Annotated in this window: 33 protein-coding genes and 2 pseudogenes; 16 read left to right on the forward strand and 19 right to left on the reverse strand. The window is 43.9% G+C overall.

Annotation, left to right across the window (positions count from 1 at the left end; all coding sequences use genetic code 11):
* Positions 1-126: 126 nt before the first annotated feature.
* A pseudogene (locus tag VME0621_RS06020) lies at positions 127-615 on the forward strand (IS630 family transposase); the annotation flags it as partial.
* A 198-nt stretch (positions 616-813) separates the two neighbouring features.
* Here VME0621_RS06020 and VME0621_RS06025 read toward each other — a convergent pair.
* Positions 814-1929, reverse strand: coding sequence for a TDT family transporter (locus VME0621_RS06025; RefSeq protein WP_062457701.1), 1116 nt, complete (start codon positions 1927-1929; stop codon positions 814-816).
* A gap of 87 nt (positions 1930-2016) precedes the next feature.
* On the opposite strand from VME0621_RS06025, the gene VME0621_RS06030 reads away from it, so the two are divergent.
* The 5 genes and pseudogenes from VME0621_RS06030 (at position 2017) to VME0621_RS06040 (ending at position 4138) form a co-directional block, all read left to right on the forward strand.
* Positions 2017-2715: a sigma-70 family RNA polymerase sigma factor gene (locus VME0621_RS06030; RefSeq protein WP_062457698.1), complete on the forward strand. Its 699-nt coding sequence runs from the start codon at positions 2017-2019 to the stop codon at positions 2713-2715.
* Between the two features lie 80 nt (positions 2716-2795).
* Positions 2796-3095: pseudogene (locus VME0621_RS06035) on the forward strand (transposase family protein); the annotation flags it as partial.
* A 348-nt stretch (positions 3096-3443) separates the two neighbouring features.
* Positions 3444-3569: a hypothetical protein gene (locus VME0621_RS26975; protein WP_256200712.1), complete on the forward strand. Its 126-nt coding sequence runs from the start codon at positions 3444-3446 to the stop codon at positions 3567-3569.
* Positions 3566-3718, forward strand: a complete 153-nt coding sequence (locus VME0621_RS26545; RefSeq protein ID WP_156750260.1) for a hypothetical protein — start codon at positions 3566-3568, stop codon at positions 3716-3718. Before VME0621_RS26975 ends, VME0621_RS26545 begins: the two co-directional genes overlap by 4 nt.
* A 42-nt stretch (positions 3719-3760) precedes the next feature.
* Entirely contained in the window at positions 3761-4138 is a 378-nt protein-coding gene (locus tag VME0621_RS06040) for a DUF4345 domain-containing protein (RefSeq protein ID WP_062457695.1), read from the forward strand.
* Positions 4139-4297: 159 nt separating this feature from the next.
* Here the strand turns inward: VME0621_RS06040 and VME0621_RS06045 are convergent, their stop codons facing one another.
* Complete coding sequence (locus VME0621_RS06045; RefSeq protein ID WP_062457692.1) at positions 4298-4522, reverse strand: hypothetical protein; 225 nt, start codon at positions 4520-4522, stop codon at positions 4298-4300.
* A gap of 300 nt (positions 4523-4822) precedes the next feature.
* Here VME0621_RS06045 and VME0621_RS06050 point away from each other — a divergent pair, with 300 nt between their 5' ends.
* Both VME0621_RS06050 and clcA read left to right on the forward strand, forming a co-directional pair.
* Positions 4823-5098, forward strand: coding sequence for a hypothetical protein (locus VME0621_RS06050; protein WP_062457689.1), 276 nt, complete (start codon positions 4823-4825; stop codon positions 5096-5098).
* Between the two features lie 63 nt (positions 5099-5161).
* Positions 5162-6442, forward strand: a complete 1281-nt coding sequence (gene clcA, locus VME0621_RS06055) for a H(+)/Cl(-) exchange transporter ClcA (RefSeq protein WP_062457686.1) — start codon at positions 5162-5164, stop codon at positions 6440-6442.
* A gap of 70 nt (positions 6443-6512) precedes the next feature.
* On the opposite strand, the gene VME0621_RS06060 is transcribed toward clcA, so the two are convergent.
* The 8 genes from VME0621_RS06060 to VME0621_RS06095 form a co-directional block, all read right to left on the reverse strand.
* Positions 6513-6947 (reverse strand): universal stress protein, encoded by a 435-nt coding sequence (locus tag VME0621_RS06060; protein WP_082795491.1) that lies wholly within the window; start codon positions 6945-6947, stop codon positions 6513-6515.
* 42 nt (positions 6948-6989) lie between these two features.
* On the reverse strand, positions 6990-7457 hold the full coding sequence (locus tag VME0621_RS06065; protein ID WP_062457682.1) for an HAD family hydrolase: 468 nt from the start codon (positions 7455-7457) through the stop codon (positions 6990-6992).
* The gene (locus VME0621_RS06070) at positions 7432-8391 is read right to left on the reverse strand and encodes a cation diffusion facilitator family transporter (RefSeq protein ID WP_062457679.1); all 960 of its coding nucleotides are present in this window, start codon (positions 8389-8391) and stop codon (positions 7432-7434) included. The genes VME0621_RS06065 and VME0621_RS06070 overlap by 26 nt, the downstream gene beginning before the upstream one ends.
* A gap of 2 nt (positions 8392-8393) precedes the next feature.
* Positions 8394-9656, reverse strand: coding sequence for an Nramp family divalent metal transporter (locus tag VME0621_RS06075; protein ID WP_082795490.1), 1263 nt, complete (start codon positions 9654-9656; stop codon positions 8394-8396).
* Entirely contained in the window at positions 9653-10504 is an 852-nt protein-coding gene (locus VME0621_RS06080; protein ID WP_062457676.1) for a cation diffusion facilitator family transporter, read from the reverse strand. Before VME0621_RS06080 ends, VME0621_RS06075 begins: the two co-directional genes overlap by 4 nt.
* 70 nt (positions 10505-10574) lie before the next feature.
* Complete coding sequence (locus VME0621_RS06085) at positions 10575-11240, reverse strand: ferritin family protein (protein ID WP_062457673.1); 666 nt, start codon at positions 11238-11240, stop codon at positions 10575-10577.
* A 27-nt stretch (positions 11241-11267) separates the two neighbouring features.
* Complete coding sequence (locus VME0621_RS06090; RefSeq protein WP_062457671.1) at positions 11268-11771, reverse strand: DUF1269 domain-containing protein; 504 nt, start codon at positions 11769-11771, stop codon at positions 11268-11270.
* Positions 11772-11779: 8 nt separating this feature from the next.
* Entirely contained in the window at positions 11780-12100 is a 321-nt protein-coding gene (locus VME0621_RS06095; RefSeq protein ID WP_062457667.1) for an HPF/RaiA family ribosome-associated protein, read from the reverse strand.
* Between the two features lie 384 nt (positions 12101-12484).
* On the opposite strand from VME0621_RS06095, the gene VME0621_RS26550 reads away from it, so the two are divergent.
* From VME0621_RS26550 to VME0621_RS06135, 7 genes are all read left to right on the forward strand, one after another.
* Complete coding sequence (locus VME0621_RS26550) at positions 12485-12835, forward strand: hypothetical protein (protein WP_062457664.1); 351 nt, start codon at positions 12485-12487, stop codon at positions 12833-12835.
* 31 nt (positions 12836-12866) lie between these two features.
* Entirely contained in the window at positions 12867-13949 is a 1083-nt protein-coding gene (locus VME0621_RS06105) for a BamA/TamA family outer membrane protein (protein WP_157769569.1), read from the forward strand.
* Between the two features lie 115 nt (positions 13950-14064).
* Positions 14065-14631 (forward strand): cytochrome b/b6 domain-containing protein, encoded by a 567-nt coding sequence (locus VME0621_RS06110; protein ID WP_062457658.1) that lies wholly within the window; start codon positions 14065-14067, stop codon positions 14629-14631.
* A 619-nt stretch (positions 14632-15250) separates the two neighbouring features.
* Positions 15251-16135 (forward strand): sigma-70 family RNA polymerase sigma factor, encoded by an 885-nt coding sequence (locus tag VME0621_RS06115; protein WP_062457656.1) that lies wholly within the window; start codon positions 15251-15253, stop codon positions 16133-16135.
* A gap of 255 nt (positions 16136-16390) precedes the next feature.
* Positions 16391-16792: a glycine zipper family protein gene (locus VME0621_RS06125; protein WP_231892922.1), complete on the forward strand. Its 402-nt coding sequence runs from the start codon at positions 16391-16393 to the stop codon at positions 16790-16792.
* Between the two features lie 9 nt (positions 16793-16801).
* On the forward strand, positions 16802-17407 hold the full coding sequence (locus VME0621_RS06130) for an outer membrane beta-barrel protein (RefSeq protein ID WP_062457649.1): 606 nt from the start codon (positions 16802-16804) through the stop codon (positions 17405-17407).
* Between the two features lie 33 nt (positions 17408-17440).
* Positions 17441-18313 (forward strand): DUF302 domain-containing protein, encoded by an 873-nt coding sequence (locus VME0621_RS06135; RefSeq protein ID WP_062457646.1) that lies wholly within the window; start codon positions 17441-17443, stop codon positions 18311-18313.
* Between the two features lie 128 nt (positions 18314-18441).
* Here VME0621_RS06135 and VME0621_RS06140 read toward each other — a convergent pair whose 3' ends face one another.
* The 9 genes from VME0621_RS06140 to VME0621_RS06180 form a co-directional block, all read right to left on the reverse strand.
* Positions 18442-18867 carry a universal stress protein gene (locus VME0621_RS06140; protein ID WP_062457643.1) on the reverse strand — a complete coding sequence of 142 codons (426 nt, stop codon included), beginning with the start codon at positions 18865-18867 and terminating at the stop codon, positions 18442-18444.
* On the reverse strand, positions 18860-19402 hold the full coding sequence (locus tag VME0621_RS06145; protein WP_062457638.1) for an HPP family protein: 543 nt from the start codon (positions 19400-19402) through the stop codon (positions 18860-18862). Before VME0621_RS06145 ends, VME0621_RS06140 begins: the two co-directional genes overlap by 8 nt.
* A gap of 58 nt (positions 19403-19460) precedes the next feature.
* Positions 19461-19880: a hypothetical protein gene (locus tag VME0621_RS06150; RefSeq protein ID WP_062457636.1), complete on the reverse strand. Its 420-nt coding sequence runs from the start codon at positions 19878-19880 to the stop codon at positions 19461-19463.
* A 69-nt stretch (positions 19881-19949) separates the two neighbouring features.
* The gene (locus VME0621_RS06155) at positions 19950-20189 is read right to left on the reverse strand and encodes an LPP leucine zipper domain-containing protein (protein WP_062457633.1); all 240 of its coding nucleotides are present in this window, start codon (positions 20187-20189) and stop codon (positions 19950-19952) included.
* A 17-nt stretch (positions 20190-20206) separates the two neighbouring features.
* On the reverse strand, positions 20207-20623 hold the full coding sequence (locus VME0621_RS06160; protein WP_062457630.1) for a hypothetical protein: 417 nt from the start codon (positions 20621-20623) through the stop codon (positions 20207-20209).
* 192 nt (positions 20624-20815) lie between these two features.
* On the reverse strand, positions 20816-21586 hold the full coding sequence (locus VME0621_RS06165) for an OmpP1/FadL family transporter (RefSeq protein ID WP_062457628.1): 771 nt from the start codon (positions 21584-21586) through the stop codon (positions 20816-20818).
* Between the two features lie 383 nt (positions 21587-21969).
* Positions 21970-23166: an NHL repeat-containing protein gene (locus tag VME0621_RS06170; RefSeq protein WP_197498249.1), complete on the reverse strand. Its 1197-nt coding sequence runs from the start codon at positions 23164-23166 to the stop codon at positions 21970-21972.
* Between the two features lie 69 nt (positions 23167-23235).
* Positions 23236-24207 carry a hypothetical protein gene (locus VME0621_RS06175; RefSeq protein WP_062457622.1) on the reverse strand — a complete coding sequence of 324 codons (972 nt, stop codon included), beginning with the start codon at positions 24205-24207 and terminating at the stop codon, positions 23236-23238.
* 58 nt (positions 24208-24265) lie between these two features.
* Positions 24266-24931 carry an AbiV family abortive infection protein gene (locus VME0621_RS06180; RefSeq protein WP_062457619.1) on the reverse strand — a complete coding sequence of 222 codons (666 nt, stop codon included), beginning with the start codon at positions 24929-24931 and terminating at the stop codon, positions 24266-24268.
* A gap of 199 nt (positions 24932-25130) precedes the next feature.
* Between VME0621_RS06180 and VME0621_RS26885 the strand changes: the two genes are divergently transcribed.
* Entirely contained in the window at positions 25131-25346 is a 216-nt protein-coding gene (locus VME0621_RS26885) for a hypothetical protein (RefSeq protein ID WP_231892923.1), read from the forward strand.
* Positions 25347-25350: the final 4 nt, after the last annotated feature.

Consider the following 25350-nt stretch of genomic DNA (forward strand, 5'->3'; position numbering starts at 1 on the left):
TGTTGTACTTGCGCCAGTTGGTGGTTTTATAGCGAGGCTTCGGCATGAAATCAAAGTCAGTAAATGAATGTCTCTGATCTGATCGTAAGATTGTGATTTAGTTCATTCGATTTCGGCAACAAAGCCGGTTGGATACGAACTGGCCACGATAAAGTGATTGAAACAACGGGAAATCGTAGCCGATTAAACATTATTGGCGCACTGAACCTGTCGGATATTGGGGCGACCATTGTTCATGATTATGAGAGCATTAACAGTGAAACGATTGTTCACTTCTTCTGTAAGTTAAGAGAGAGTTATCCGTTAGCTCATAAGCTTCATATCATTTTAGATGGTGCGGGATATCACCGCAGTGACTTAGTCAGAGATGCGGCGTTTGTCCTTAATATTGAACTGCATTATCTTCCACCTTACAGCCCAAACCTGAATCCAATAGAGCGACTATGGAAAGTAATGAATGAGAAATCGAGGAACAACATTTACTTCAAAAGCAAACGGGATTTCAAGGTGGCAATAGACCAATTTTTTGCTGTGACTCTTCCTGAGATCGCAGGCTCTTTGGCATCTCGAATTAATGACAATTTTCAGGTGCTCAAGCCTGCATCTTCAAGTTGATTCGGTATATTGTTTCGCTTCAGAATTTATTACGCCCTATCGGCAACGAACCTAGCAAAGCTGCAGGATTCCCACGGCTGTCAAACATCCGCTAAACTTCAAGTGATGGGTTTGGGCTGCCGCTCTACAATCTGTATAGTTTTCGATGATTCACAACATGTCCCCCTGATAAACTATAGGCTAAGTATTAACAGAAGCTTATTTTTTCTCATGTTGCTTGCGTGCCACAACTGGTAAAAGGCCTGTTGCAGGCTTCAACATGGATCCTTTTTGATAGTCTCGTACGGTTCCAACGGCCGCTGTAAACCAAGCAACAACTAATAGTGTGAATAATCCTATGGCGAAAAAGGTAAAGAGATCTAGTTGAGTATGTAATGCCAGTTGAATAGTTCCTGTTACACATGTCCCTACAGGGAAAGTAAATGCCCACCAGGTTAAACTAAACGGCATTCGCAAACGAATCGCCTTCACTGTTAACATTAGTGCAATTGACATCCAGTACATAGCAAAACCCCATACAGGTACACCGAATACCGAAGAAATCGCATTTAGAAACTCTGCGCGTGGAGGTTCAAGGACGTGAGAGGACATGACCCCAAGTGTTCCCATCGCGGTTATTGACTGACCGAGTGGCCCAAGAACTACCCATAAGGTCGGGACGCGAGCACCACCTGAGGTCCCATAATGAGAGAGGCGACGCCAGATCAAGGTAATAATAATTAAAGCGGGAAAAATACTGACACCAAAAAAGATATAACAAAGATAAAGCAGTAATTTGGCGTCTTCGAGAGATGACATGTGGGGAATATACAGTGCTCCTATTGCAGCAGAGACCATCGGAGACACCACTGGCATTAGCCATCCCCCAAAAGCACCATCTTCACTGATTTCGTGCTGAGTGAATTGGAGGTACGGAACAAATACGGCAAAAATTACGCCAGACACGGTACCAATAAACCATAGCCACCAACCAATAGTAATGATGATCTCCGGCGGAAAATAATGGATACCAATCAGAGCACAACCCCCTGAGATAGTAAGGAAAGCCATTGGAGGAGCCCCGAAAAATTGGGACATGATAGGATCAAGCAGCTGACGTTTAACTACCTCAGGTCGAATCACAGCTTGCACAACCTTGAGGATGGTCAGAATGGTTAACCAAATCGAGGCACTGATCCAAACAACAAAAGCAAAAGGCTCTAAATCCACCCCTATTTTAGGAAGTGAAACTGCCGCATTAGCGATAATCCCTGTTCCCATCACTGATGCAAACAGGTTAGGGGCAATCTCGCGCTTATGATTCTTTATTTCCATATATAAGAACTTCCACTCTGATTTTATTTCAAAGTATAGCAGCATCCCAAAGTTCAGGCTCTGTCGCAAATTCTAATAAATACGTGATTGATCTCCCAAACCAAGGCAAAAGAATATATAGATAATAGCTATTTTTCAGATATTTCAATTTATTCTTTGTTATCACAACAAGAGGAGCAAGAGTTAGCATATAGGGTAAAGAGTGGGTGTGCAGACGCACGAGCACAATTTATTCACAGTAACCTCAGATTGGTCATTAAAATCGCAAAACTGTTTCAAGGTAGAGGTGTTGAATTTCTTGACTTAATCAATGAGGGAAATATTGGCTTAATGCAAGCCGTAGACAAGTTTGACCCTGATTTAGGTTATCGATTCTCAACCTATGCGGTTTGGTGGATCAAACAATCCATAGATCGTGCAATTATGAATCAGGGAAGAACCATTCGTATCCCTGTTCATGTGATTAAGAAAGTAAGGACATGTGAGAGAGCCACAAAATCTCTCAGAGAGGCTAGAGGCTATGAGCCTCACGTCAAAGACATTGCAGAAGAAATAGGCACTTCAATTGAAGAAGTCAGTAAACTCAAAAAATTAACCGAACATTCTTATTCTTTAGAGCATGGCTGGGAAGACAGCTCCAGAACAGAGCAACTAACAGCGATAGACGACGATGTTTTTGAGGTGCCAGAGAATCTAATCGTTCGAGATGATTTGCAACAAGAAATCATTAGGTGGCATCTTGATTGGAAAAAGCAACCTCTTTACTTAGCGCAGCCCAAGCCCTAAGGCAAGATCATTATGAATTTTGAACTTATCCCAATTTGACGGATCAGATCTGGTATCTACCACCTCTTAGAGCCTTTTCCATGTCTGATTCGTTTCTAGAGCACTTCGAAAGCATGGCTGACCCTCGTATTGAGCGTTGTAAAAAGCACCAACTCTTAGATATTCTCTTGCTTGCTATTAGCGCTGAGGGTTGGGAAGACATCGAAGATTTTGGCTATAACCGTTTAGATTGGCTTCGCAAATATCACCCATTCCTTAATGGCATCCCACATCACGATACAATTGCAAGGGTCATCACTCAACTGAAAGCAGGTGAGATTGAGCAAGCGTTTCAGTCTTGGATGAAGACTCTAGTTCAAACTACAGGTACCGATGTCATTGACCCAATCTATCAATACTTACATCACAAATTGTTCCTCTTTACAAAACTGGCCCCGTGTGATTAAGCCCTAAATACTGTCGAGCATTCATTTACTAGCTCATTATTTACAATTGACAAGATAATTTTTTAGAAAAATTATCTTGTCTGAGAGCGCATTTAGCCTTTACTTAAAGCAAGGTACTCAAGGCCTTGGGTGACATGAGACATATCATTGAAATGCAAACTATCGAGTTATCGTCATGCGCACTTGTATACGCTTTTTGGTCTGATGGCCTGGTTGAAAAAGCGATAACTAAGAATAAACGAGTGATCTATTACACGGCAAGGAAGGCACCTAGGAGTCATTATGGAAAAAAAGAGTGTACCATTGTTCCAAGCGGTAATTGAAATTGACGGCTGTTTTTATGTATCGGCAGAAGCAGCTTTCAAAGAACTCAATGAGGGAACAGATAGAGAAAAGGGTGAAGTATGATTTCTGGTAATCAATTAATTATTGCTCTGTTATTGATCATGATTAGCGTATTTTTACTTGCTCCAGAAATCGTGGAACAATTGTACCAACATAGCGTACAAATCATGCTTCAAGCGACAGGACAAGTGCTGCCCTCAGAGCCCTATTAATTTGCTATTTGTCAAACTATTACTTAGTAAAATGGAGTTTCAATGACCCTCGAACAAACATTTCTCGCTCTCACCGCAGTAGGGTTAATACCCGTTGCACTCAGTTACGGCGCCTCCCCTTTTAAAATGACTAAATTGTTATACAAAGCCGATATTAATGACAATATAGCGCATATTTTCCGAGGGATCATGGGAATATATTTGGCTATGATTACAGCTTGGTTGCTCGGAACCTTCAGTTCAACCTTTACTCTGCCAGCCCTTTTTACCTTGGTCTTTTTCATGTATGGTGTAGCATTTGGTCGAATCATTAGTTTTGTTCAAGAAAAACGTGTCCACGCTTTGTTTTATCTCTACTTGATTTTAGAAATCATCCTAGGCTCAATTGGTCTCTACTTATTAGTAACTCAAGGGCGTTAATTGGGCTTCTCATATCAAATGAAGGGGCTGTGACGTTTTGAAGTTACAGCCCCTTCGAGTTTAGCTCACAAAACAACATCTGATTCAACGTGTTTGGAATACACTACCGACTCATTCGTCAACTTCCCAAGTCAGCTGCTGCCTATCAGACTCAAAGAATTAATAGGCATCTTGGTGGTCTTGAAAATACTCCGTTGCATCCATCTTTCGACCGTCTTCAAGTACACATTGATTGGAATAAGCCATATAGGTACCACCGTTTGCCACACAAAAGCGGCCAGATTCATTTTCAGTGGCTATAGGAGCTTGTGTTTTGGTTGAATTTGAACACCCCACTAGAAGCATTGCGATGAATGCAGTGACGGTAACAATTGATTTTTTCATAAAACAAACCTCTTTCAATGACTGCCATAACTAAGTTTAAATACAACATATAATAATGTCATAAGCGGATTAAAAACTTCTTTCCCAACGAATGACTCAGAAAAAAAGCCAAACCTATATAACTCGCAAGAAGCTTCCATAGATGCTTTTCAAAATCACAGAACTTTTAAGCTTTCTGTTTACTTAAACTAGTGAACTTCCGTCGAACATTCAAGAATTAATCTTATTTGGTGGCTTGCGTCTGTGAGCATTTGGTCTAGTCTTCAAATTAGGCAAGGCCATCACAGAGGTAACCAATCTATGTCAGGAAATAAGCAAAAAACCAAACATGCAACAGAAGAAAAAATGCATCGTAAATACGGGGAAGATATTGAACACAAGCACAACAAAGACCACCTAGAGTTTCACGATAAAGAACAGAGCCACCCTCATTCCAAACATGGTGGTAACAACGAAGGTCATAAACATACCGTCAACCATCACCCAGATGGCAAGCATGACAAGCACCATCATGACAAAAAACACGACCACAAACAGAGCGCCCGCAATCACCACAAAACAGGGCATAATGAGTAATACCTCTTCCCTAGCGTGATTCCATAGATAAGTAGGCTAGGGTCACATGAGACAAAATACACCATGATAGCATTGAGACTTTATGGCTTAGCTTTATTGGTCGGTACGAGCGCAGGGCTCTTGTCTGTTGGCTTTGAAGCCAGCATAGAGGCCCTGATTCACTTTAAAACAATCTTGTTTGATTCTCAGGACCAACTCACCCTTGACTCTTTTACCATCGCTTTTTTCACGAGCGCCCTACTCGCCATTGGAAGCTTAGTTTTCATACAAAAGCTCGCCCCTGAAGCCGCTGGCTCAGGCATTCCAGAAGTAGAACGCGCCATGTTAGGAAAAGCCCCTTTACGATGGCATCGTATCTTGCCCGCAAAGTTTTTCGGTGGCATAGGAGCACTAGGCTCAGGCATGGTACTTGGCCAAGAGGGCCCTGTCGTTCAAATGGGAGGGGCCATTGGTGCAATGGTCAGCCGTTTTTTTCATTTGGACACCCAAAAAGCCAATAACACTTTATTAGCCAGTGGCGCCGCGGCGGGTCTCGCCGCGGCTTTCAATGCGCCACTTGCCGCAATTCTGTTTGTTGTTGAAGAGATGCGTCCTCAGTTCCGCTATTCAAGTTTTTCTATTAAAGCCGTCTTCATTGCTACCATTGCGTCAGTCATGGTTTGTCGCACGTTTAAGGGACAGCATCCTTTGCTGCCCTTACCAGACTACCACACCCCCACACTCGACTCTTTAACCAGCTTTTTAATACTTGGTCTTATCATGGGCATCATAGGCGTGGGGTTTAATCGTGCACTTTTTCATACTTTTGCAATTCAAAAAAAAATCCACAAAGGCAAACCTTGGCGACAACGACTCTGGGTTGGCTTGATAGGCGGTACATTGGGCAGTCTTGCTCTGACAGTCCCTCAAGCAACCTCAAGCGGAATGGCATTAATACCTGACATTATCGCTCACCACCCAAGTATCACCGCTCTATTGCTTCTCTTGATAGTGCGCTTTGGCGGGACGTTACTTTGTTTTACTTCAGGTGTCCCTGGAGGCGTTTTTGCTCCTATGCTTGCTCTTGGCACCTTGATTGGACTGATATATGGCCACGGCGTTACGGTCATCTTTCCACACCTCATTCAAGACAGTGCACTTTTTGCGGTGGCAGGCATGAGCGCTCTCTTTGCTGCCAGTGTCAGAGCGCCGTTAACGGGCATTTTATTGGTGGTTGAAATGACAGGAACCTATCATCTTATTCTACCTTTGATGTTCACCTGTTTAACCGCCGTCATCACAGCTCAATGGCTTGGAGGCAAGCCTCTCTATGAAGCGCTTAGGGCCTATAAATACTCAGATTAAACGCTGCACTCAGGGTCGTTTATAATTAAGCGGCAACGTCAATCATAAAGTCTATGACTCACCGCCGCTGTTAACGATAATCCACAACAAGCACATCTAAAGGCGTTTCTGTTTTGATACGCTGCTCTAAATGCGCCCCTAAGTGTGCCTTTCTCGTATGCCCGCCAATAATGAGCAAATCAGCATTAATGCCTTCAACGATTTGTTTTAACTCAGTGACAACCTGGCCGCCCCGAGTAAGGATGTGTGCCTTATCAATAGGGTATGCACTGCGTATGAACGCCAAGTCTTGGCTACACTCGTCAATTTTATGACGTCGGTAGTAATCACGATAAGTCTGAGACCAAGACGCTAAAGAGAAGAAGGAATGGCTTTTATCTGGGTATACATAGGCAAGATAGATATCCGCATTGAATACCTTAGCAATCTCCACCGCATGTTTGATTAACTCCGCGTCGGTCTTTTCCACATCAACGGCGACCAGTACAGTTTGGTATATCATCATAATACTCCTGCTAAAAGGGACTCTCACCAGTCAGGCATAACACTAACCACGGCACCCTGCCACAATGCGGTTAGGGTGAAGCAATAAATCCAGTGCATCCACTGGAGAGCCAACAAGCAAATCGGCGTGCATTAATGCCTTCGGGTGAGTACCTTCTGCGGTATTGACAACAATACTCATGGCTGCTTTTTGAAGCATCAACACATCATTGAGCCCGTTACCAACGACAGCATTTTGTCTTGGCGGCGTGATGATATGCTCAGACTTTTGCCTTTGTATATTTTCGCCGTCCAGCACTAAAAACTTTACTGGGAGTTTTGATAGCTGGTCTCGCACTGTGCCAAAGGTATCGGCCGTAAATACGTAGATATCTGCGAGTTTTGCTAAGTCATGCAGCCTTTCTTTTACTCCTTCCACGAGTTGACCATCGACCGCCAACGTGCCATTAAAATCGAAATATACGGTCTCTATTGTGATGGACCGACTAGGTATTGGTATACGAATGCTCATTGGTGCTCTCCTTTAAGGGAATAGGCGGTTTTATATAAGGCCGAGAAAAAAGGCCACTGTCTTTACCCTGCTCGCTGGAGCAGAAGTTCATTGACCGCTCGATTTGAATCGTGCTTTCAGTGATGGAATAAGGTTTAAGCACTCTCTGTATAGCGACCAATAGATGGTCGTCATATAGAGGCGGTCTATCCGTCGTGATATGTACGGTCAAGGCCGTTTCAGTCGTACTCACTGCCCACACGTGCAAACGATGAAAGCCAGTGACGCCATCGACCTTTAACAGAGACTGAGCAAGTAACGTCATGTCAATCGACTCAGGAACCCCATCTACGGCAAGGTGGCACGATTGTTTTGTCAACGACCAGGTCTCTTTCAGCACAACAATGACAATACATAAACTGGTAATAGAGTCCACCCAGTGCCAACCTGTCATCATAATGGTCAGGCTCGAGACAATAACGCCAACAGACACTCCCGTATCCGCCATCATATGGACAAACATTCCTTTCATATTGAGGTCATCCTGACGAGATTTTGCAAACATCCACGCGGTGATACCGTTGACGCCAACACCGACAGCGGCGATTGCCATTATGGCTGAGCTGGAGACCTCAGGCTGGTCACTGAAACGCCGCAACGCTTCCCAAGCAACACTTCCCAAGGCAAGATACAAAACCACGGCACTCAAGATCGCCGAAAAGATAGTCAGCTTGCGCCAACCAAAGGTGCGAGTGTTGGACACTGACTTTTGCGCAAGGAGGACGCTCCCCCATGCAATAGCAAGGGAGAACACGTCACTTAAGTTGTGCCCAGCATCGGCAAGTAAGGCTAACGAATGAGACCAGTAGCCAACCCCAGCCTCGACGATAATATAGAGGACATTCAAAGTTATCCCAGTGGCAAATACACGATTGTATTGTGGTGAATGCTGCATGTCTAAACTGTGCTCCACAGCAGAAACACATTGAGCATCACAATGACGAGTACCGTAAACCACCCTAGCATTTTAACCATTCGATTGACCACAAACTGCCCCATAATGGCTGAACTTGAGCAAAACCAAAGGAGCGGGATGACCGCAAGTGCAATCCCAAAACTGAGCACCACTTGAGACATCACCAACACTTGAGTGACGTTGAAACCATAATAAATCACAACAAAGGATGGCAGCATAGTGACAAAACGTCGTAGACTGAGAGGGATTTTAAAGAGCACAAAATCTTGCATCATCTCCTGCCCTGCCAGTGTTCCCACTACTGTAGAGGCCACACCTGCAACAATAAGCGAGAGCCCAAACACCAAACTGGCTGATTCCCCTAAAATGGGGCTGAGCGTTTGATATGCCTTGGTTAAATCGGCATTGGCGGCGGCGTCGGGCAGCCCAAAAAACACGGCCGCCGCCATCGCTAGCATGGCCAAGTTAACAAAGCTCGCTATGCACATGGCAATAGCCACATCCCAATAACTGGCTTTAATGGCCATGGAACGCTCTTCATCCGTCAGCCTCTCACCGTCTTGTTTGGTCATGGCAGAGTGCAGATAAATAACATGAGGCATAATAGTCGCCCCCAAAATACCCGCAGATAGATACAGTGCATTCATGTCGGGTATGGAAGGGATCAACATCCCCTCAACGACTTGAGTTGGAGAAGGGTGAGCAAATACCAGTTCGGCGATATACATCACGCACACCACAACCAACATAACGCCAATTGTCATCTCAAGTTTTTTTAAACCTTGTGATTGCAACAACAAAATTATCCAACTTAACACCGCCGTACATAAGGCACCTTGCATCAAGCTAATCCCAAGCACCAAATGAAAGCCTAATGATGCGCCGACAAACTCAGCTAAGTCGGTGGCCATGGCGGTCAATTCCGCTTGAAGCCAATACGCATACTTCACAGGTGACGACACATGGTCACGAATGTGATTAGCCAAACTTTTCCCTGTCACCAAGCCTAATTTGGAGGATAAGTACTGTATCAAGGCGGCCATTAAGTTAGCCGCGACCACTACCCATAGCAGCGCGTAGCCATATTGAGCGCCAGCCTGAATATTAGTCGCATAATTACCTGGATCAATGTATCCGATAGCAGCGACGAAAGCGGGCCCCAAGTATAGCCACATCCGCTTTCGATGTGCAGGGTGCGTTTGCTCGTATTTGTGTTTTTGTGCTGCTTTATGAAACAGTTTCATGAGGACTCTTCTACAATATTGATTTGAATTTGAATATGCTCGGGCACGACAGGATGGTGTGAGAGGTAATACTTCAGTTTTTTGCACTCAAGCCAGCACCGTCCTAACAACAGCACGGAAGGAAACGAAACACTAAGAAGACATGTTGTTTGTTCCTCATTCTTGTCATAGCTCACCTGAACTAAAGTAGCATCAAGTGAAAGTTTTCTGATTGCTGACTCAATATGCTCACGTTCAATGGCTTCTTCTTGGCCGTCCATCAGCACAAAGGAAGCGGAGTGAATCACATTCCACGCCCCATACAAAACAAACCCACTGACCAATAAAGTAGCAAAGGCATCCACGTTGTGGTGAATTGGCATATAGTATTCAACCAAAATGGACAACAAAGGTACCACGCTGCTTATCACATCCACCTTGTGGTCGGTGGCGTTCGCCAACAGCATAGTAGAGGACCATTTTTTGGCTCGACCATTCACCCAAACATAGAGCCCGCCCTTTACCAACAGGACAATAAGTATGACCCAGAGCGCAATGGGTTCGACCGTTGATGTTTTTGGTGTCGCTTCCATCAGCGTCACCAGTGCCTCGTGAGCCAGTGTCAGACCTGTAAAAGCAATGGCGGCGCCAACAAGAAGACTAATGACTTGCTCTAGTTTTTGATGGCCGTTAGGGTGGTCACTATCCGCAGGCTTATTCCAATATCTAACCCCCACCAAGGCAGATAAATCCACAAACGCATCCGACAGTGACAAAAGACCATCTGCAAACAGGGCTTGAGAATGGCCAAGCTTGCCCGCTGTCATTTTCAAAGCCGCCAGCGAGACGTTGGCGAACAAACTGACCAAGCTGGTATTTTTAATGACGGCATTTCGCCTTATTTACGTTCAAAAAGAGTGAACTATCACATCCACCCTCTTACAACACTACAAGGTTGTGACTGGTCGAGAGGTATCGTGCTTGATACGACTTGGGGTGTTTACACACAGGACAGCTTTCAAGCGCTTCATGCCCAACATGCACATGCCCACATTCCTCACACACCCATTCCACCGCTCGAGTACTATGGAACTCCATGTTGGATTCTATTCGGTACAATAAATCTCGGAACATGTCAGCATGACGATGCTCTATCGTGCCAATGCCCATAAACAACGCTTCGACCTCACGCTGACTCTCTTGACGGGCAACATCCGCGAAGTCTGGGTACATCACAATATCTTCGTAACTTTCGCCATCAATGGCGGTTTTCAAGGCCCACTCAGTATTCATTGGCTCACTACCTTGCACTGCTTGCAAAGCGCGAAAAAACAGTTTTGCATGGACTTTTTCGTTCCCTGACGCGGTTCTAAAATGACGCGCCACGTCTCGGTAGCCTTCTTTTTCTGCGAGCCTAGCAAACAACTCGTATTTAGTATGAGCAACACACTCTCCAACGAAGGCTTTAGCAAGGTTGGCTTGTGTTAGGTTATCGGTCATGCAAGCCATTTCTACTCCGCAGCAAGACAGCGCACCTCCGCCAACCTTTTGGACTTCCACATGATTACCGCAAACATCGCATCGATACACTTCATTTTTATTCATGATAGTCTCCTAGAGTTATGCCCGTTATTACAAAGGAAATACGTCGATATAGTGGTCAACTAGCAAGGCTTGAATTCTTTCGACATCGTCTTCATCACCGTCATACAACACCAAGAACTTGTCTGCTTTTAATGCCGTTTCATACTTAATCACGCTGTCTTTAGGAATGCCTAGGCTGGCTAATGCTCCGCCAACGGCCGACAAGCCGCCAGCAAGCGCTGCCCCCTCGACGGCGGCAACCAATGACGTAACAAAAGGCCCAGCAGCCAGCACCGCGCCAATCCCTGGCAACCAGAACAATCCAGAGCCCAGTAACGCCCCCCAAACGCCCCCCCATAAAGCGCCCGTTTTGCCCCAAGACTTCGCTCTGTCTGACACATTATAAAAACCCGTTGCATGCTCTTCTGTGTGGTACCCTTTACCGAAAATGGACAACTTTGTGACATCTTCTCCTTCTTTACTCAGGATATTGATGATGTTTTCAGCCGCAACATGGCTATCAACAGTGGTGATACAAACATTTCGACTCATGTGATGACCTATTTCTCTACGTTGATTGCATTATGATTTTGATGCTTTTTTGAATGTTGTGTTTTTTGTTTCTCAAGCTGATGAGCCATAGCCGCACAGGTATGAGATAATGTTTGTTTAAAATCGGTGCCACGCTCTTTGGCGAACAGCTCCTTTTTTTCATGATGGACAAAAAGCTCGCATTCAAACTCTTGATAACTGTCGTGATAAATAATATGACAGCGCACGTTATCCAATGTAGGCGCATGAGACGCCAAATGGGCGACACGCTCTGATACAAGCTCTTCCATCGATTCAGTCAGTGTGACGCCTTTTGATGTAATGTTCATGTTTCCAAAACCTCATTCTTAATGTATTGCGCTATCTCTGCACAATAATATTGATGTCTAATACGGTACAAACAAATAAAGTCTACAGACTTACTCCGTCGCCGTGGGTGAGTTGATTGTGAAAGATTAGGCCTTATTTCTCACCACCACTATTGAACATTCTTAAATTGTGTTCTTAATGTGGCTAAATTGAGTGTCACTATGGCGTTCAAAATACCAACTTAACGCCATGGTTAATTCGCTTCTTTGATAAAAGTAATAGTCACTATTTGTTACTCTTCAAGCTTTTTTAAGTTGCCATAGACCATTAAAAAAAAGAAACAAGCTGGAAATTTCAGTCATTTTTCTTAACCTTAGGTTAAGCATCGAAAACGAGAACAGGCCATGCATAAAAAAATGCTGATACGTGACTTACATGCGTTTTACCGTAATGTCATCGTAAAAACAGCGCATGAATTGGGTTTAGAAAATGTCGACTTCAAATCAAGCGTGGAGCTCACATTGGAGATTGAACAGGTCAGTCGTGATGTCTACTTCAAGTTAGACGATTTCATTTGCGCTTATGAGGATTGGTTTACGCAATATATGCATTGTCGTAACGCCTCCCAGAATATGAATACACACAATATTGATTCTCTTAAAGAAGCAGAGCAAGTGCGCAATGAGGTGCGATTGCAGCTCATCAATAGTCTGCGAGAAATACGACTTCTACTATCAAAAGACGGCCATCGATAGAGGGCCTAGATTGGTCACTGTACGGAAGGATATGGAAATTATGACACCATCAAGGATGCTCCCTCTCGCATTGTCTATTGCCTCCCTATCAGTGCAAGCTTCAGAGGCTCATAACCATGATACTCAACAAAAACCCGTGTTAGAGGGACGTTGGTTGCCAGCCCCGCAGCTCAGCAATGGCCCTAAACTCGGTTTATCTCTAGGTGCTAGTCTTAACTACTTAAAGCAGTTTGACACAATTTCCCCGACCTCTATTACAGGCGTGAGTGGCACTTACTCTGATACTCAATCGTGGGTGGCTCTGCTTTATAACCGTTCTTATTGGGATAGTGATCAACAGCGTTTCACGGGCGTCCTAGGCCTTGCGGAAATCAACAATGACTATGACGACTATTTGGGGCAAGGGCCCGCTTCCGTTACTACCAACTTTCATCTTTATTACTTACGTTATCAACATAGATGGCACCAATCAGATTGGTTTATAGGGGGCAGCTATGTTTATACCAATATCAACCCGCAAGCCAGCGACGATGTGGCCTATTTAATCATGACTGAGTATCAAATCAGCGAGGAGTATAACGCAGGACTTGGCATCAATATTACCTACGACTCCAGAGACAATGTCATGAACCCAACAACAGGGGGACACCTGGAGTTTTCGAGCACGGCTTATCAACAGGCTTTTGGCGGAGATAACAACTACTGGGCATTTAATACGCAGTATTCGTACTTTCAATCCCTAGATAAAGATTGGGTCGTTGCCTACAACACATCTCTGCTCTCCACACCAAATGCTCCTGAAGCGTCAAAGGCGACACTGCGGCGTTATCGTGCTTATACCCCTGGTGAAAACAGCGCAGACAATGCCTTTGTTGCGCAAATTGAAACGCGGTACGCTTTCAAGCTGCGATGGTCGGTCGCGGGATTTATAGGTGGCGCCTCTCTCTTTGATGAAAACCAACCGATAGAAGAGCGTCAAAACTGGTATCCAATAGGCGGTGTCGGTGCACGCTACATTATGGATGTGAAAAGCCAAGCGTTAATTCGCCTTGATGCGGCGCTGGGGAAAGCAGGCAATCACGCCATCTACCTTCAACTTGGACAAGCTTTCTAATTGACACGTTCTTAAGCTTATAGGTTTAATGCTGACGAACGAAAGACACACAAGTACTCGCCCACTTTTTTAAGTGTACGAGAGAAAACGCAAACCATAAATTGAGAGGCAACTGATGAGCTCAAAGCTAAAGCAAGGGTTACACGCCATATTTTCCACTTTGCCCGTCATGGAGCGCTATTTGCACGCTATCGTCCTGTTTGGAGTCCTGTGGCAATTGCTCTCCAGTGGCGTTATGCATGTGCATGGTGACACACCATTACTGGATGTTTCAGGCATCTCTTTTTTTCACATTTATGGCGGATTGATTTTAATCCCATGGGCGTTGCTTTTTACTTTAAAAGTGATGACTCGACGGCAGTTTGTTGACCTCTATCCTTGGTTTTATGGCCGATTTGATATCCTCAAACAAGACCTAGACTCCCTCCTAAAATTAAAGCTGCCAGAAACAAAACCGTCTGGCCTAGCCGCTTGTATTGAAGGGCTTGGGTTATTAGCACTGCTATTGGCTTTGTTAACAGGTGGAGTGTGGTATTGGTTTTTAAGCTCAAACGGCCCCAACGACCTCTTACTTTCCGTTCACAAATTGTCCGTAACGTTTATCCAAATCTATTTTTTTGGTCATGGCACTGCTGCCCTATTGCACCTCATCAAATGGTGGCATACACAATCAACCCACTAGTATGCATTAAATGACTCTAGTCTCCTTGAGGCTGCTCCCTTGAATAATCACCAAGGTGATTATTCAAGGCTCGTTTGATGAGAGACGTAGACAATAGGGCTCTAAAAGCCCCTAAAGCCATTGTATTATCCCTTTGCCGATAAGATTGACACTCCTCACTTTCACTTGATAAATGTGTTGTTCAACCATAGAGCTTGAACCTTACAATATCCTTCCTATACTAAGAAAAGGAAACAGGGCTTCTTATAGGCATTAATTTCCTTGAGCACTCCGTTTGGGCATCAAACATTACCGTTGACAATCCTGTACAATGATGCCAACCCAACCTACTCTTTGTGGGTTTCTTTTTGTCTCAAACGATACGCTTTCGTGCCTCTATCTCTATTCGACTATTTCACCTCTTACCTTGAGCCTCCCCTTTCGGAGTAGCGCTTCAACGTAATGGCATACAAAAGCAAATCACATCATAGGCTCTTTTCCCTTCTAAGCCCTGAAACATCAAGGTTTTCCTGCGCCATGTTGTTGAAATGTAAAAAATACCAACTATCACTTATATAGAAGAGGGCCATTTTTCTTAGACGAGTTAGGTCAAACTAGTAAATAGCACAAGGATGATGTTATGAGAGCGATGAGTACAGAGAATCAAACACCCATACCTAAGCCGTCATTGGCTCCTTTCGATATTGGCTCTGCCTATTTCAAAGAAATCTCTCATTTCTCTTTGTTAACTCCAGAGCAGGAGCAATGCCTTGCAAAACGAATGAAAGACGGAGACACCACAGCGCGTGATGAATTCTTCCATGCAAACTTAAGACTGGTTGTCAAAATAGCGAAGCAGTTTTCAGGGCGTGGTGTGGGTTTATTAGATCTGATCAATGAAGGGAATATTGGCCTGATACAAGCTATTGATAAGTTTGAGCCTGAATACGGTTATCGATTTTCAACCTATGGCACATGGTGGATAAAGCAAGCCATAGACCGAGCGCTGATGAACCAAGCAAGAACCATTCGAGTCCCTGTTCATGTTATGAGAAAGCTCAGAGCTTGTGACAAAGCAGCGAGACAAATACGTGACACAGAGCACCGCGAAGCAACAGTGAGTGAAATATCAAAGCAGACAGGTTACCCACCTCCTGAAGTGAGCAGGCTTCAAAAGCTTGCTGAGCACGCTTATTCCCTCGAACATGGCTGGGATGAAGATGACTCTAGAAGAGAGCAGCTCTCCACTATCGACGACGATGATATTTATGAAGTACCAGAAGAGATGTTGTTAAAAGACAACTTGAACACACGACTCATTGAGCAGGTCAATACACTCCCTACTGTACAAAAAGAGATACTCTACCATCGATTTGGACTGCTAGGCAGTGAATCAAAAACACTAGATCAAGTGAGCGACATAGTTGGGCTTACCCGAGAGCGTATTCGACAAATTCAAAATCAGGCATTGCAATCGCTTCGTGATAAATTAATGAGACAAGATCTTAATAGTAGTGATATTTGAGGTAATCGAGACGCGATACGTTTTCAAGCACCGCTGGTCGGGCGGGGGCGGTGCTCGTTATATTGTGGATGTGAAAAGCCAACCGTTAATTCGGCTAGATGCGGCGCTTGGGAAAGCAGGCAGTTACGCCATCTACCTTCAACTTGGTCAAGCATTTGAATTTATTCACAACGAGCGCTCACACTTACTTATAAAACGTCCTATGTTTATAAATATCCGAGTTTTTTATTTTAACACTCAACAGGAGAACAACCTATGAAAATGAACACACTATGCTGGGTAACGTTGTGGACTGTAAGTAGCGTGGCGACCGCCAATGTGATTGTCGATACCAAAGGTGTAGATATGGAAAAGTACCACGCCGATATGTATGAGTGTCAGCAACTAGCTGGACAAGTTCAGCAAGGCGAATCTGGTAGTGTTGCAGGCGCAGCGGTCGGCACGGCAGCTCGCGGGGCCGCCCTAGGCGCAGCAGGTACAGCCATCGCGGGTGGGCATGGTAGTGAAGGCGCCAAAGTTGGCGCGGGAGTTGGCTTAGTTGGCGGCATGTTGGGACACCGACGTGAAGAAGCTGAGAACGAGGCGGAATACCAGCAAGAAAGCCAAAAAGTCGTACGTAACTGCCTCACTGAACGCGGCTACACGGTCTTAAATTAAGGAGCTCATATGCCAAACCAGTCTTCTACCACTGGCAGGGCCATACAAAGGTTGTCCTTAATAGTCGGCAGTATTGCAGTGGTTCCCGTTTCCATCGCTGCTGGAAATCAAGCCTACATAGGTGGGCTTGTTGGTGTCGTAGACTCTACGTTTGTATCGGGCTATAACATTGATACAAAAGGGGGGGCTTCTTATAGCATCCTCGGGGGTTATGATTTTTCAGTTCACGAGCATATTGTTATAGGCACTGAGCTCGAATATCGCTCTATCCGCGATGGTACCATCTCCGACGGAGATGAAGATATCGTCGACTATAGTGCCTATGGCGTATCTATTAATGTGAAACCTAAATATTACTTTGATAACCCCCAATATTACCTTGCTGGAATGATCGGGATGGGATACTACAACATTGATGTCACCCAACGTCCAGAGGATGCTTTGTCCGACAGTGATAATGATAAACAGCTTGGTCTTCAAGCGGCAATAGAGTTCGGCACAGAGCTTAAATCTGGTTTAGGTTTCGCACTAGGCATCAGCACGTTAAATCTAGAAGTGTCGGAGGTAGAGTTTGGTTACAACATGACCTATCTAAAAGCGGACTATCACTTTTGAACATCGTGTAAGTACTAGCCAAGGACAGTTAACATGAACCTAACCACATTAGTAATATCCGCCTTTGCAACAACTGTACTGCTTGGCTGTCAACAAGAGAGCATTAGTATTGAACGATATATTCCCATTGATAGCACAGCCCAAAATATTGAAAATAACATCCAAGCTTCGCCTGAACTCACCTCGATCATTTCCATTGACCATTCACGTCTCGCTAGTGCCGCTGGTAAGCCTTTCCCCCCTACCAAAGTGGTAATGTTTCAGGACCGTGTATTAGAAGCTCACTTATTGGCCCTTGACTTACGGCTAGCACTGAACCTCCCACTCAAGGTACTCGTCTACGAAAACGAGGAGCATGGAGCTTCGGTGGTTTGGAACAGCCCTGATTATTTAGAGCATCGCTTTAATGTGCATTTCTCTCGTGAAGAAGAAGCGCGTTTTCATTATGCCATAGCGTCAGCTCTTGAGGGGGTTCCACCCGAACAAAAGCGTATGCTAACCGAGCCCTCGGACGATACAGGTATTATCACCATACCAAGTAATTTAACTTTTGAACAAACTGAGAAAAAAGCCCTCGACATCATTCGCTCAAATCAGGATGTCACTGTCTTCGATATTATTGATTACCAAACGTTAGCCAAAAGCCAACAGGTTATCATTCCGAAAACCACTCTTATCATGTATGGTGCCCCTGCCCCAGGAGGTGCAGCAATGAAAGGCGCACAAACTCTAGGCCTTGATGCCTTTCCTCAAAAGTTTCTTATTTGGCAAAATAAAAATGGAAGCACCTTTGTAAGCTACAACGATATCGCTGCCCTTGCAGACAGGCAAGGTGTCCACAAGTCACTGGGGCTTTATCTGATTAAGTTTAGAATTGGCTGGTCGTTTTACCATGCCTTTGATTAGATTTTTCAAAAGAGCGCAGGGCTAACCTTTGAGTATTCGAGTGGACGTTGGGCAAAATCACGCTTCATGATCATCGAAGCCTTATCTTCGAATGGGCTGTTCTCAACCTATAAGCCTTTATAGTCTTATTAAGCCTCAACATTCATCACATACACATCGCAATGACTTCGAGATTCAATGTCTCTTTGATGATCTGCCCACTTAAGGTACTTATGATGAGTTTTTGACACAATGATGAGTTGAGCCGATACTTTTTCAGCTAGCTCATTAATCGTAAGTGCTATAGGCCCGTTAAGGATATATACATCTTCACATTGCAAACTTGCCTTATCTATCATTGCATGTATCTTCGCTTTTAACTCACTATGCTTTTTGTTGACATAAGCTTGTGCATCGACCTCTCCAAAATACTCCGTGTCATCTTCTAGCTCTTCTTCCAAATCCGTCACATAACACACATAGAAAGGACCTTCAAACCGCCTTGCGATTGATGCCGCCCTTTTCAAGGATTGTGGAGAGTGCAGATTTAATGCATAAATCACAGGGTTACTCATCAGATATTATTTCCTTGACGGGGTTATAGCCTGCGTACTCGAGGCGAGAGATGAAACGGTGATAAAACAAAGCAAAACCGACAATAAGAAGACTCCCGACAAACACGGGGTACAAAACAAACAAGAAACTAGAATGACCTCCTAACATAATCAAAATAGGGTTCCCACCCGCAGGCGGGTGTGTGACTCGCAACACTATCATGCCGAACACCCCTAACCCGACCGCTAAGCCTACAGACCAAAAGGTAACTGGCAAAAATGATAAACACGTAACGCCAATAATCGCGGTAAGCACATGACCCAAAATGACATTTTTAGGTTGAGCAAGGGGGCTTTTGGGCAGACCAAACACGAGTACCATGGACGCGCCGAACGGCGCAATCAAAGCGTAGTCACCCTTTAAAATATCATCCAACCAAGCTAGGAGACCTATACAAGCGCCAGACCCGACTGCTGCAACCAAAGCCACGAACACTCTTGATTCAGCAGGGTGAGTGACAATGTAATGAAATGTTGTTTTAGAACCTTCTACCACAGTCTCACCCCCTAATCCAAAAAAAACGCATCGTATCTCGCGCCACAATGCCAAGCGTTTATTGATATTCGATAACCTTCGCCACGAATTGCTCTACGTCTTCATCACCAACATAATTTTTGTATAAATCGACAGAGAAATATTCAGGGTTATCCGTCTTGATGTGCTTTACAAGCTTTTCATCAAGTTGTTTGATATTGAGAAACGCATAAACATAAAATGTTTTCGTTGCGGTCAGCCCTTTTCTCTTGGCCTCTTCGCTAGTCAAATACACATCACTATCAGTGAGGCTCAGTGCATCCACTAACGCCGCATCGTGAACGAAGTCACCGTCCCCTGTCGCTATATAGAGTTTTTCATCCCCTGACACTTGTTCGAGACCACCCATGTCTTTATTAACGATGTCTAAATCGCTGTCAGCGACAACACTGCCACTACCAAGTAACACAGACAACACTATTACTGAACGAACTTTCATCTTTTCTCCCACCCTGAACTGGTATAAAAAGAGCCGACTTTTTAGCGGCTCACTTTGGCTTATGCTTGTCTATTTTTGATAAGTGGCGACGATACCATCCACTCGCTGATTGGTGGCCTCTGATTGATTCAACGCCGCACTGGAGTTGGCTTTTGCCTCTAACATATCCGATTCTAAAGCAGCAACACTCGCCTGCAGCTCTGCCACTTGACTGTCTAGCATAGCAATTTTTTCTGACGTTTCTGTGGTCGCACAGCCAGACAACGCAAGTATCCCTACTATTGAAAGCACTTTAATACTATTTCCCATGATTAACCTTCCTTGTTTTAGTCTACGTAGTAGCGCACACGCGCCACAAATTCATCGGTGTTGTTTTCTGACGCAGGAAGCCCTTTAAATAGCCTCACTGAGAAAAATTCAGGACTATCCGCCTCCACTCTCATCGCAATGTTGTCGATTAACGTATCGATATTACGGAACGTGTAAACATAAAAGTGTTTCACTTGATTGAGTTTTAAGTCCTTAGCTTTGAACTCATCTACATATAGTTTTGACGCGGTGATCTTTGTTTTCGCAACTGCGCTCGTCACATCGGAATATGAATTACTGTCTGTCACCACATACATAGCTGTATCACTATCTATACTGCCTAGCTGCATCATATCTTGGTTAAGAATATCGAGATTATTAGCGTGTGCGCTGCCTGCTAAAAAAAGTAGGCTCAAGGCAATGGATTTTTTCATCTGTCTTCCTCTTGTCTGCATAAGTTCTGTGCTCATTCTATTGAGTTTGGATGTTCACCGTACTATCAAGGACAGTACATCCCTCCTCTTCATTGCAATTAACTAGATAAACCTTTTTCTTGCCACAACCTTTGGCTCCAATTTGATATTGAGGCCTTTCAATGCGAAACGTCTCTATCCTCTTTTCAGAAATCAACGTCGTTGAAACATCTTTACAGTCAAACTCAAATTCGGCTTTACGTTTTGAGGCCGCTTCAGCTTCAGCTTGTTCCAGGCTAAATCAAATTGTTTTGTGAGCTTATGGAAGCCAGATAAGTCTAATTGAGCCGCATTAGGTATATTGAGCCCAACTGAGCCTGACCCTCCATTTATCAAAGAGTAATCACCACTCAAATCGTGTTTGATTTCAGAGCGGTATGACAACCCAATATGGTCACGCTCTGTTGGACGATACATAAATCCGACATTAAACCCTGTTGACCAGTCATCAGCATTAATGTCAATGCGCTTACGAAAGACATGCTCTTCAACTGTCATATACTCAATGGCAATCCCCAACCCCAATGACCATTGAGCGTTGATTTGGTAAGAAAAGGAAGGATTAAGCTGTATGCTTGTCAAACTAACATCATTCAGTTGGTCTTTGCCTTCCCAATTTGTACCGTAGTCTAGAGATACACCACCTGGCGCGGTTAAGGTAAAACCCAAAGCCATATCATTTGGCAATTGCTTTACAATAAAAAAGTTGCCATAGCCCATTGTAGACCCTGAGTTGGGTGCACTCTCACCGCTAAAAGAGGTGTAGTCGGAGTCATAAGTCATCACTCCTACCGAGCCTGACAGTGAATCTTTGCCGAGCACTGTCATCCCCGCTGGGTTGGTGTAGGCGATCGTCGCGTTATCTGCAATCGCAGCCGCTCCTGCGCCTGAGAGCGCTAAGTTACCATCGCTTAACGCAGGCACCAAGATGACTGCGCCTGTGACGTGCTAACCATGCTAAGCCCCAAAACCACTGGGTAGAACAGTCCTTGTTTCATAACTTATACTCTGTTGAATTTCCTTATATTTATACAGTAGTACACCTCAATGCATTTTCAAGGAAATAGTCAATGTATAGTCAAAGTTAACCAAAAAAGGTCTGAGAGAGGAGTTTCGATTGACGGCGACTCTTTACTTGTCTTAAGGCTGGGTATCAACTCAGGGAGGCGAACGAAGAGAAGAGAAGAGAAGAGAAGAGAAGAGAAGAGAAGAGAAGAGAATTTGAATGAAGAGAACACCTGATTCAAGCGTACAAAATGACCGCTCCTAACATGGAGCGGCCTTGCTCATATTAACTCACAAACCCGCTATGGTTTTCTCACCTGTCCAATAAGAGGGTTCTTGACTGGCGCTGCAATACCATAAATCACGACTATACCAGTACCGCCACCACGTGTTGCTGTTCTTCTGTCAGGGTTAGCGTCAAGCAATGCAGGTATAACATCCCAGTTATTGGCCATCCATGCGTTGCCCGCATCATCTATCATGATGTCCGTGGATTCCTGAAGTACGCCTGATTGGTACAGGTGAATCAAATCCCCTGTCGTTTTTCCTGCAGGACACTTAGACGTATCAGTACCACATACCTGCACAAAGCCAGTACCGAGGAAGTTGCCTGCATAGACATTATCGTTACCATCGATGCTAACCCCCCACATCGCATATACAGTACCGTCAAGAATCCCTTTCTTAATGACCTTGCCAGATGCATCAATCAAAGTGAGATTACCTGTTGTGTTAATGCCTTTTGTCTCGTTGCTTAGCACCTTCTCTATATTCAGCTTGAACTCTTCTATAATATTGGCTCCCTCAGGTACTTTGGCAAGTGGGTAACCCATTGAAAAGTTGTTACCAACCCAAACATGCCCTGTAGAGTCAATGGCTAGCCCTCTCGGCGCCATCGCACCAAGCGGAATTTGTTGAGCCTGCTCAGGTGCATCGGCAGGGAAACGAGTCACCGTCACATAGCCATTATTGGTCACCCAGACATGATTGGTGTTATCGACTGCAATAGCAAAAGGTCGTTTCAAGCCAGGCACTTTAACCACTTCACCTTTGGTGAAATCGCCTTTCGGGAAATGCAGTACTTGGTTATATTGATTGTCTGCTATCCAAACGTCACCATTTGGTGCCGTCGCCAAACCCTGCAAAGCGCCATGCTTGCCATTAACGGTTGCAGGCCCAAGAGCATTACCGTCTAAATCCAGCACGCCAACCTTAGCATTGAAGCTGCTGACCCAAACCTTGTCTTCAGTGACCGTAGTTCCCCACCCGATACCATCAAGGCCTTGACGGTTATACCCCGTTAACCTAGGAGAGATGGCCCTACCACTAGCATCAAGTCTTGACACTCCCCCTCCTATAGCAGATGAGAGATTAGCTTGGTTACCAGGCATCCAGTTTTGACCCGACCACAACTGACCTCGGTTATCAAACATCATTCGTCCTGGTGAATACACACCGCCGCCAGTTAAACGCACCATCAGGGCAAAATCTTTAGACAAAAATTGTTGGCTGTAATTTTGTGCGGAACGAACAGTAGCCAACTGTTTTTGTTCCGTTAAAAGTGCTTGTTAAACGTCTGGTTCGTGAAACTCTAAGCCAGAATTCCTAAAATACCTATAAAGTGTTTCTTGTGAATCAAATAACTCAGCAATTTTATAATCATATGGCTCGACAGCAATTAATTCACCTTTAGAGCTTAGGTTTCTAGGTAATGGTAACAAAGCCATACCACCATCGACTGATACAAGTACTGTTCTATCTATATGGGTTTGACCATAATAAATATCACACCAATAACCTGTAGCATTTGAGTTTTGAAAAGAATTTGCCCATGCTTCTTTAAAGTCAGAACATTGGGTACCATCTTCCGTATAGTTAATTTCAATTCGTAAGTTTACATTTTGACCATAAATTGAAGTACTTTTTGAATCAATCGAGTGTAGACTCCAATCCTTTTTTGAATCAGAAGATAAAATATGGTGTCGAATGCTATCAATTGATGGGTCATCAACTAAAGGCTTAAGAGAGGTTGCATCTTCTCTTATATTTAAAATTGGCTTGATGGCTTCAATTAAAACTTTAACGAGTTCTTCTCTGACTTTAGCCTTATCTGAATAATTTTCTTCATTTAAATGATATTGAATAGGCCATCGTTTGTGGTTTAAGTCAAAAGGAAGGTTTCCTTCTGCTTTGCCATAAGCAGTGTTCATTATATTTACAATGCATAAGTCTGTTAGGCTTGATAAGGCATACCCTAATTCGATCATCACATTAGGATTGGAGCATAACTTTTTATCTTCACTCCCCGCTATAAAAGTTACATCGCCGATAAAAATAACACTATTTCGTATTTTTTCAAAAATTGTGTTGGCTATATCAGGAGTCCCTGCTATCCCTTTTGTGTCTTGATCGAGCCTCACAGCTTCATTTAAAAGAAGGTCCTTATTCAATGTTTTAATAGCACGTTCTAAACAATCTTTTATAAAATTTCGATTGTATTTAGACTCTATATCACTTTGCCATGAGTAAAATATTTTCATTTTGGATTATGACTTCCTTGAATAAGTAAAAGACGTTTAACGCCGCGTTATAACTCATTTAGACGATAAACTCTTCGAAGGGAATATCAGATTCTTTCGCTAAACCTTCATCGATCATCTCGTTGAACCATGCCTTTAAGGCTATTTGCATTTCTCGCATTGAAGATTTCCACACAGGTTTAATGTGTTTAACCCAAAGCTCAATCTCTTTTTGTGTATATGTTTGGTGCTCACACAGAATACGAGCAATTCTCAGAATATCATCAGCAGTTTCTTTGTCGATTACTTGACTAGGCACTGACCAATGTTTTTGACCTAAGCAATCTGTGTAAAATCCGATTTGCTTTAGATCGTCTAATAGCGCTGGAAAATCGCTTTTCTCGGAGTAAATACCATCGAAGTCACGCAGTTTTGTACAGCCATTTGCAACCAAATAAGGAAATACATACATCACATTCTTTTTTGTATGAGTGCGATAAGCTTTCCAAGCGTCTTTGACGTCATTGCCATCTCTTGCTACGGCTAACTCACGTAAGATTGAGATTTTACCCGCCTCTTCAATTGCTAATACAGCTATCGAATAAGCAGTCGGATAGCTTTCAATTTCAAACAGTTTTTCAGCGTCTCTCAATAGTCGATTAGCGTTTTGTTGAGCAAAGTTCATCCCATCAGCAATTTCGCTTGCACTGAGTGTATTTTTCCACTGTTTCAAATTTTTACTCACGATCACTCCTATGAGTTATAACGCTCTATATATGGCAAGTTGCGGTCTATCCTGCCGATGCTTTGCCGTATATATAACCAGCAACAAGATTAACTTTAAGTCAGCTACCGCTACAAATCAATGGCTTACTGAATATTTACGTCTGTGACAAAGTAGGATAAATGACCTTTGCAATCTATCCTGACTTAGTATTTGCTTAATGAATAGACTTAAGAATTGGCAAGGTCTGGAACCTATCGACATCCGAAGATTAGAAGAGGTATGTCATCACGTTGATTGGAACTTGCTATTGATAGTATTAACTAAAACGCCTTGGTCGGGTAGACGCCACTTGTTACCAAGTGCCGTCCCCCTAAGAACCCAGCGTGCAACTTTCACTGCACTAGGCTCAAGCCTTCACGAAGGCATCGTTTGATACC

This window comes from Vibrio mediterranei, from assembly GCF_900088415.1.
GTDB classification, from domain to species: Bacteria; Pseudomonadota; Gammaproteobacteria; order Enterobacterales; family Vibrionaceae; genus Vibrio; species Vibrio mediterranei.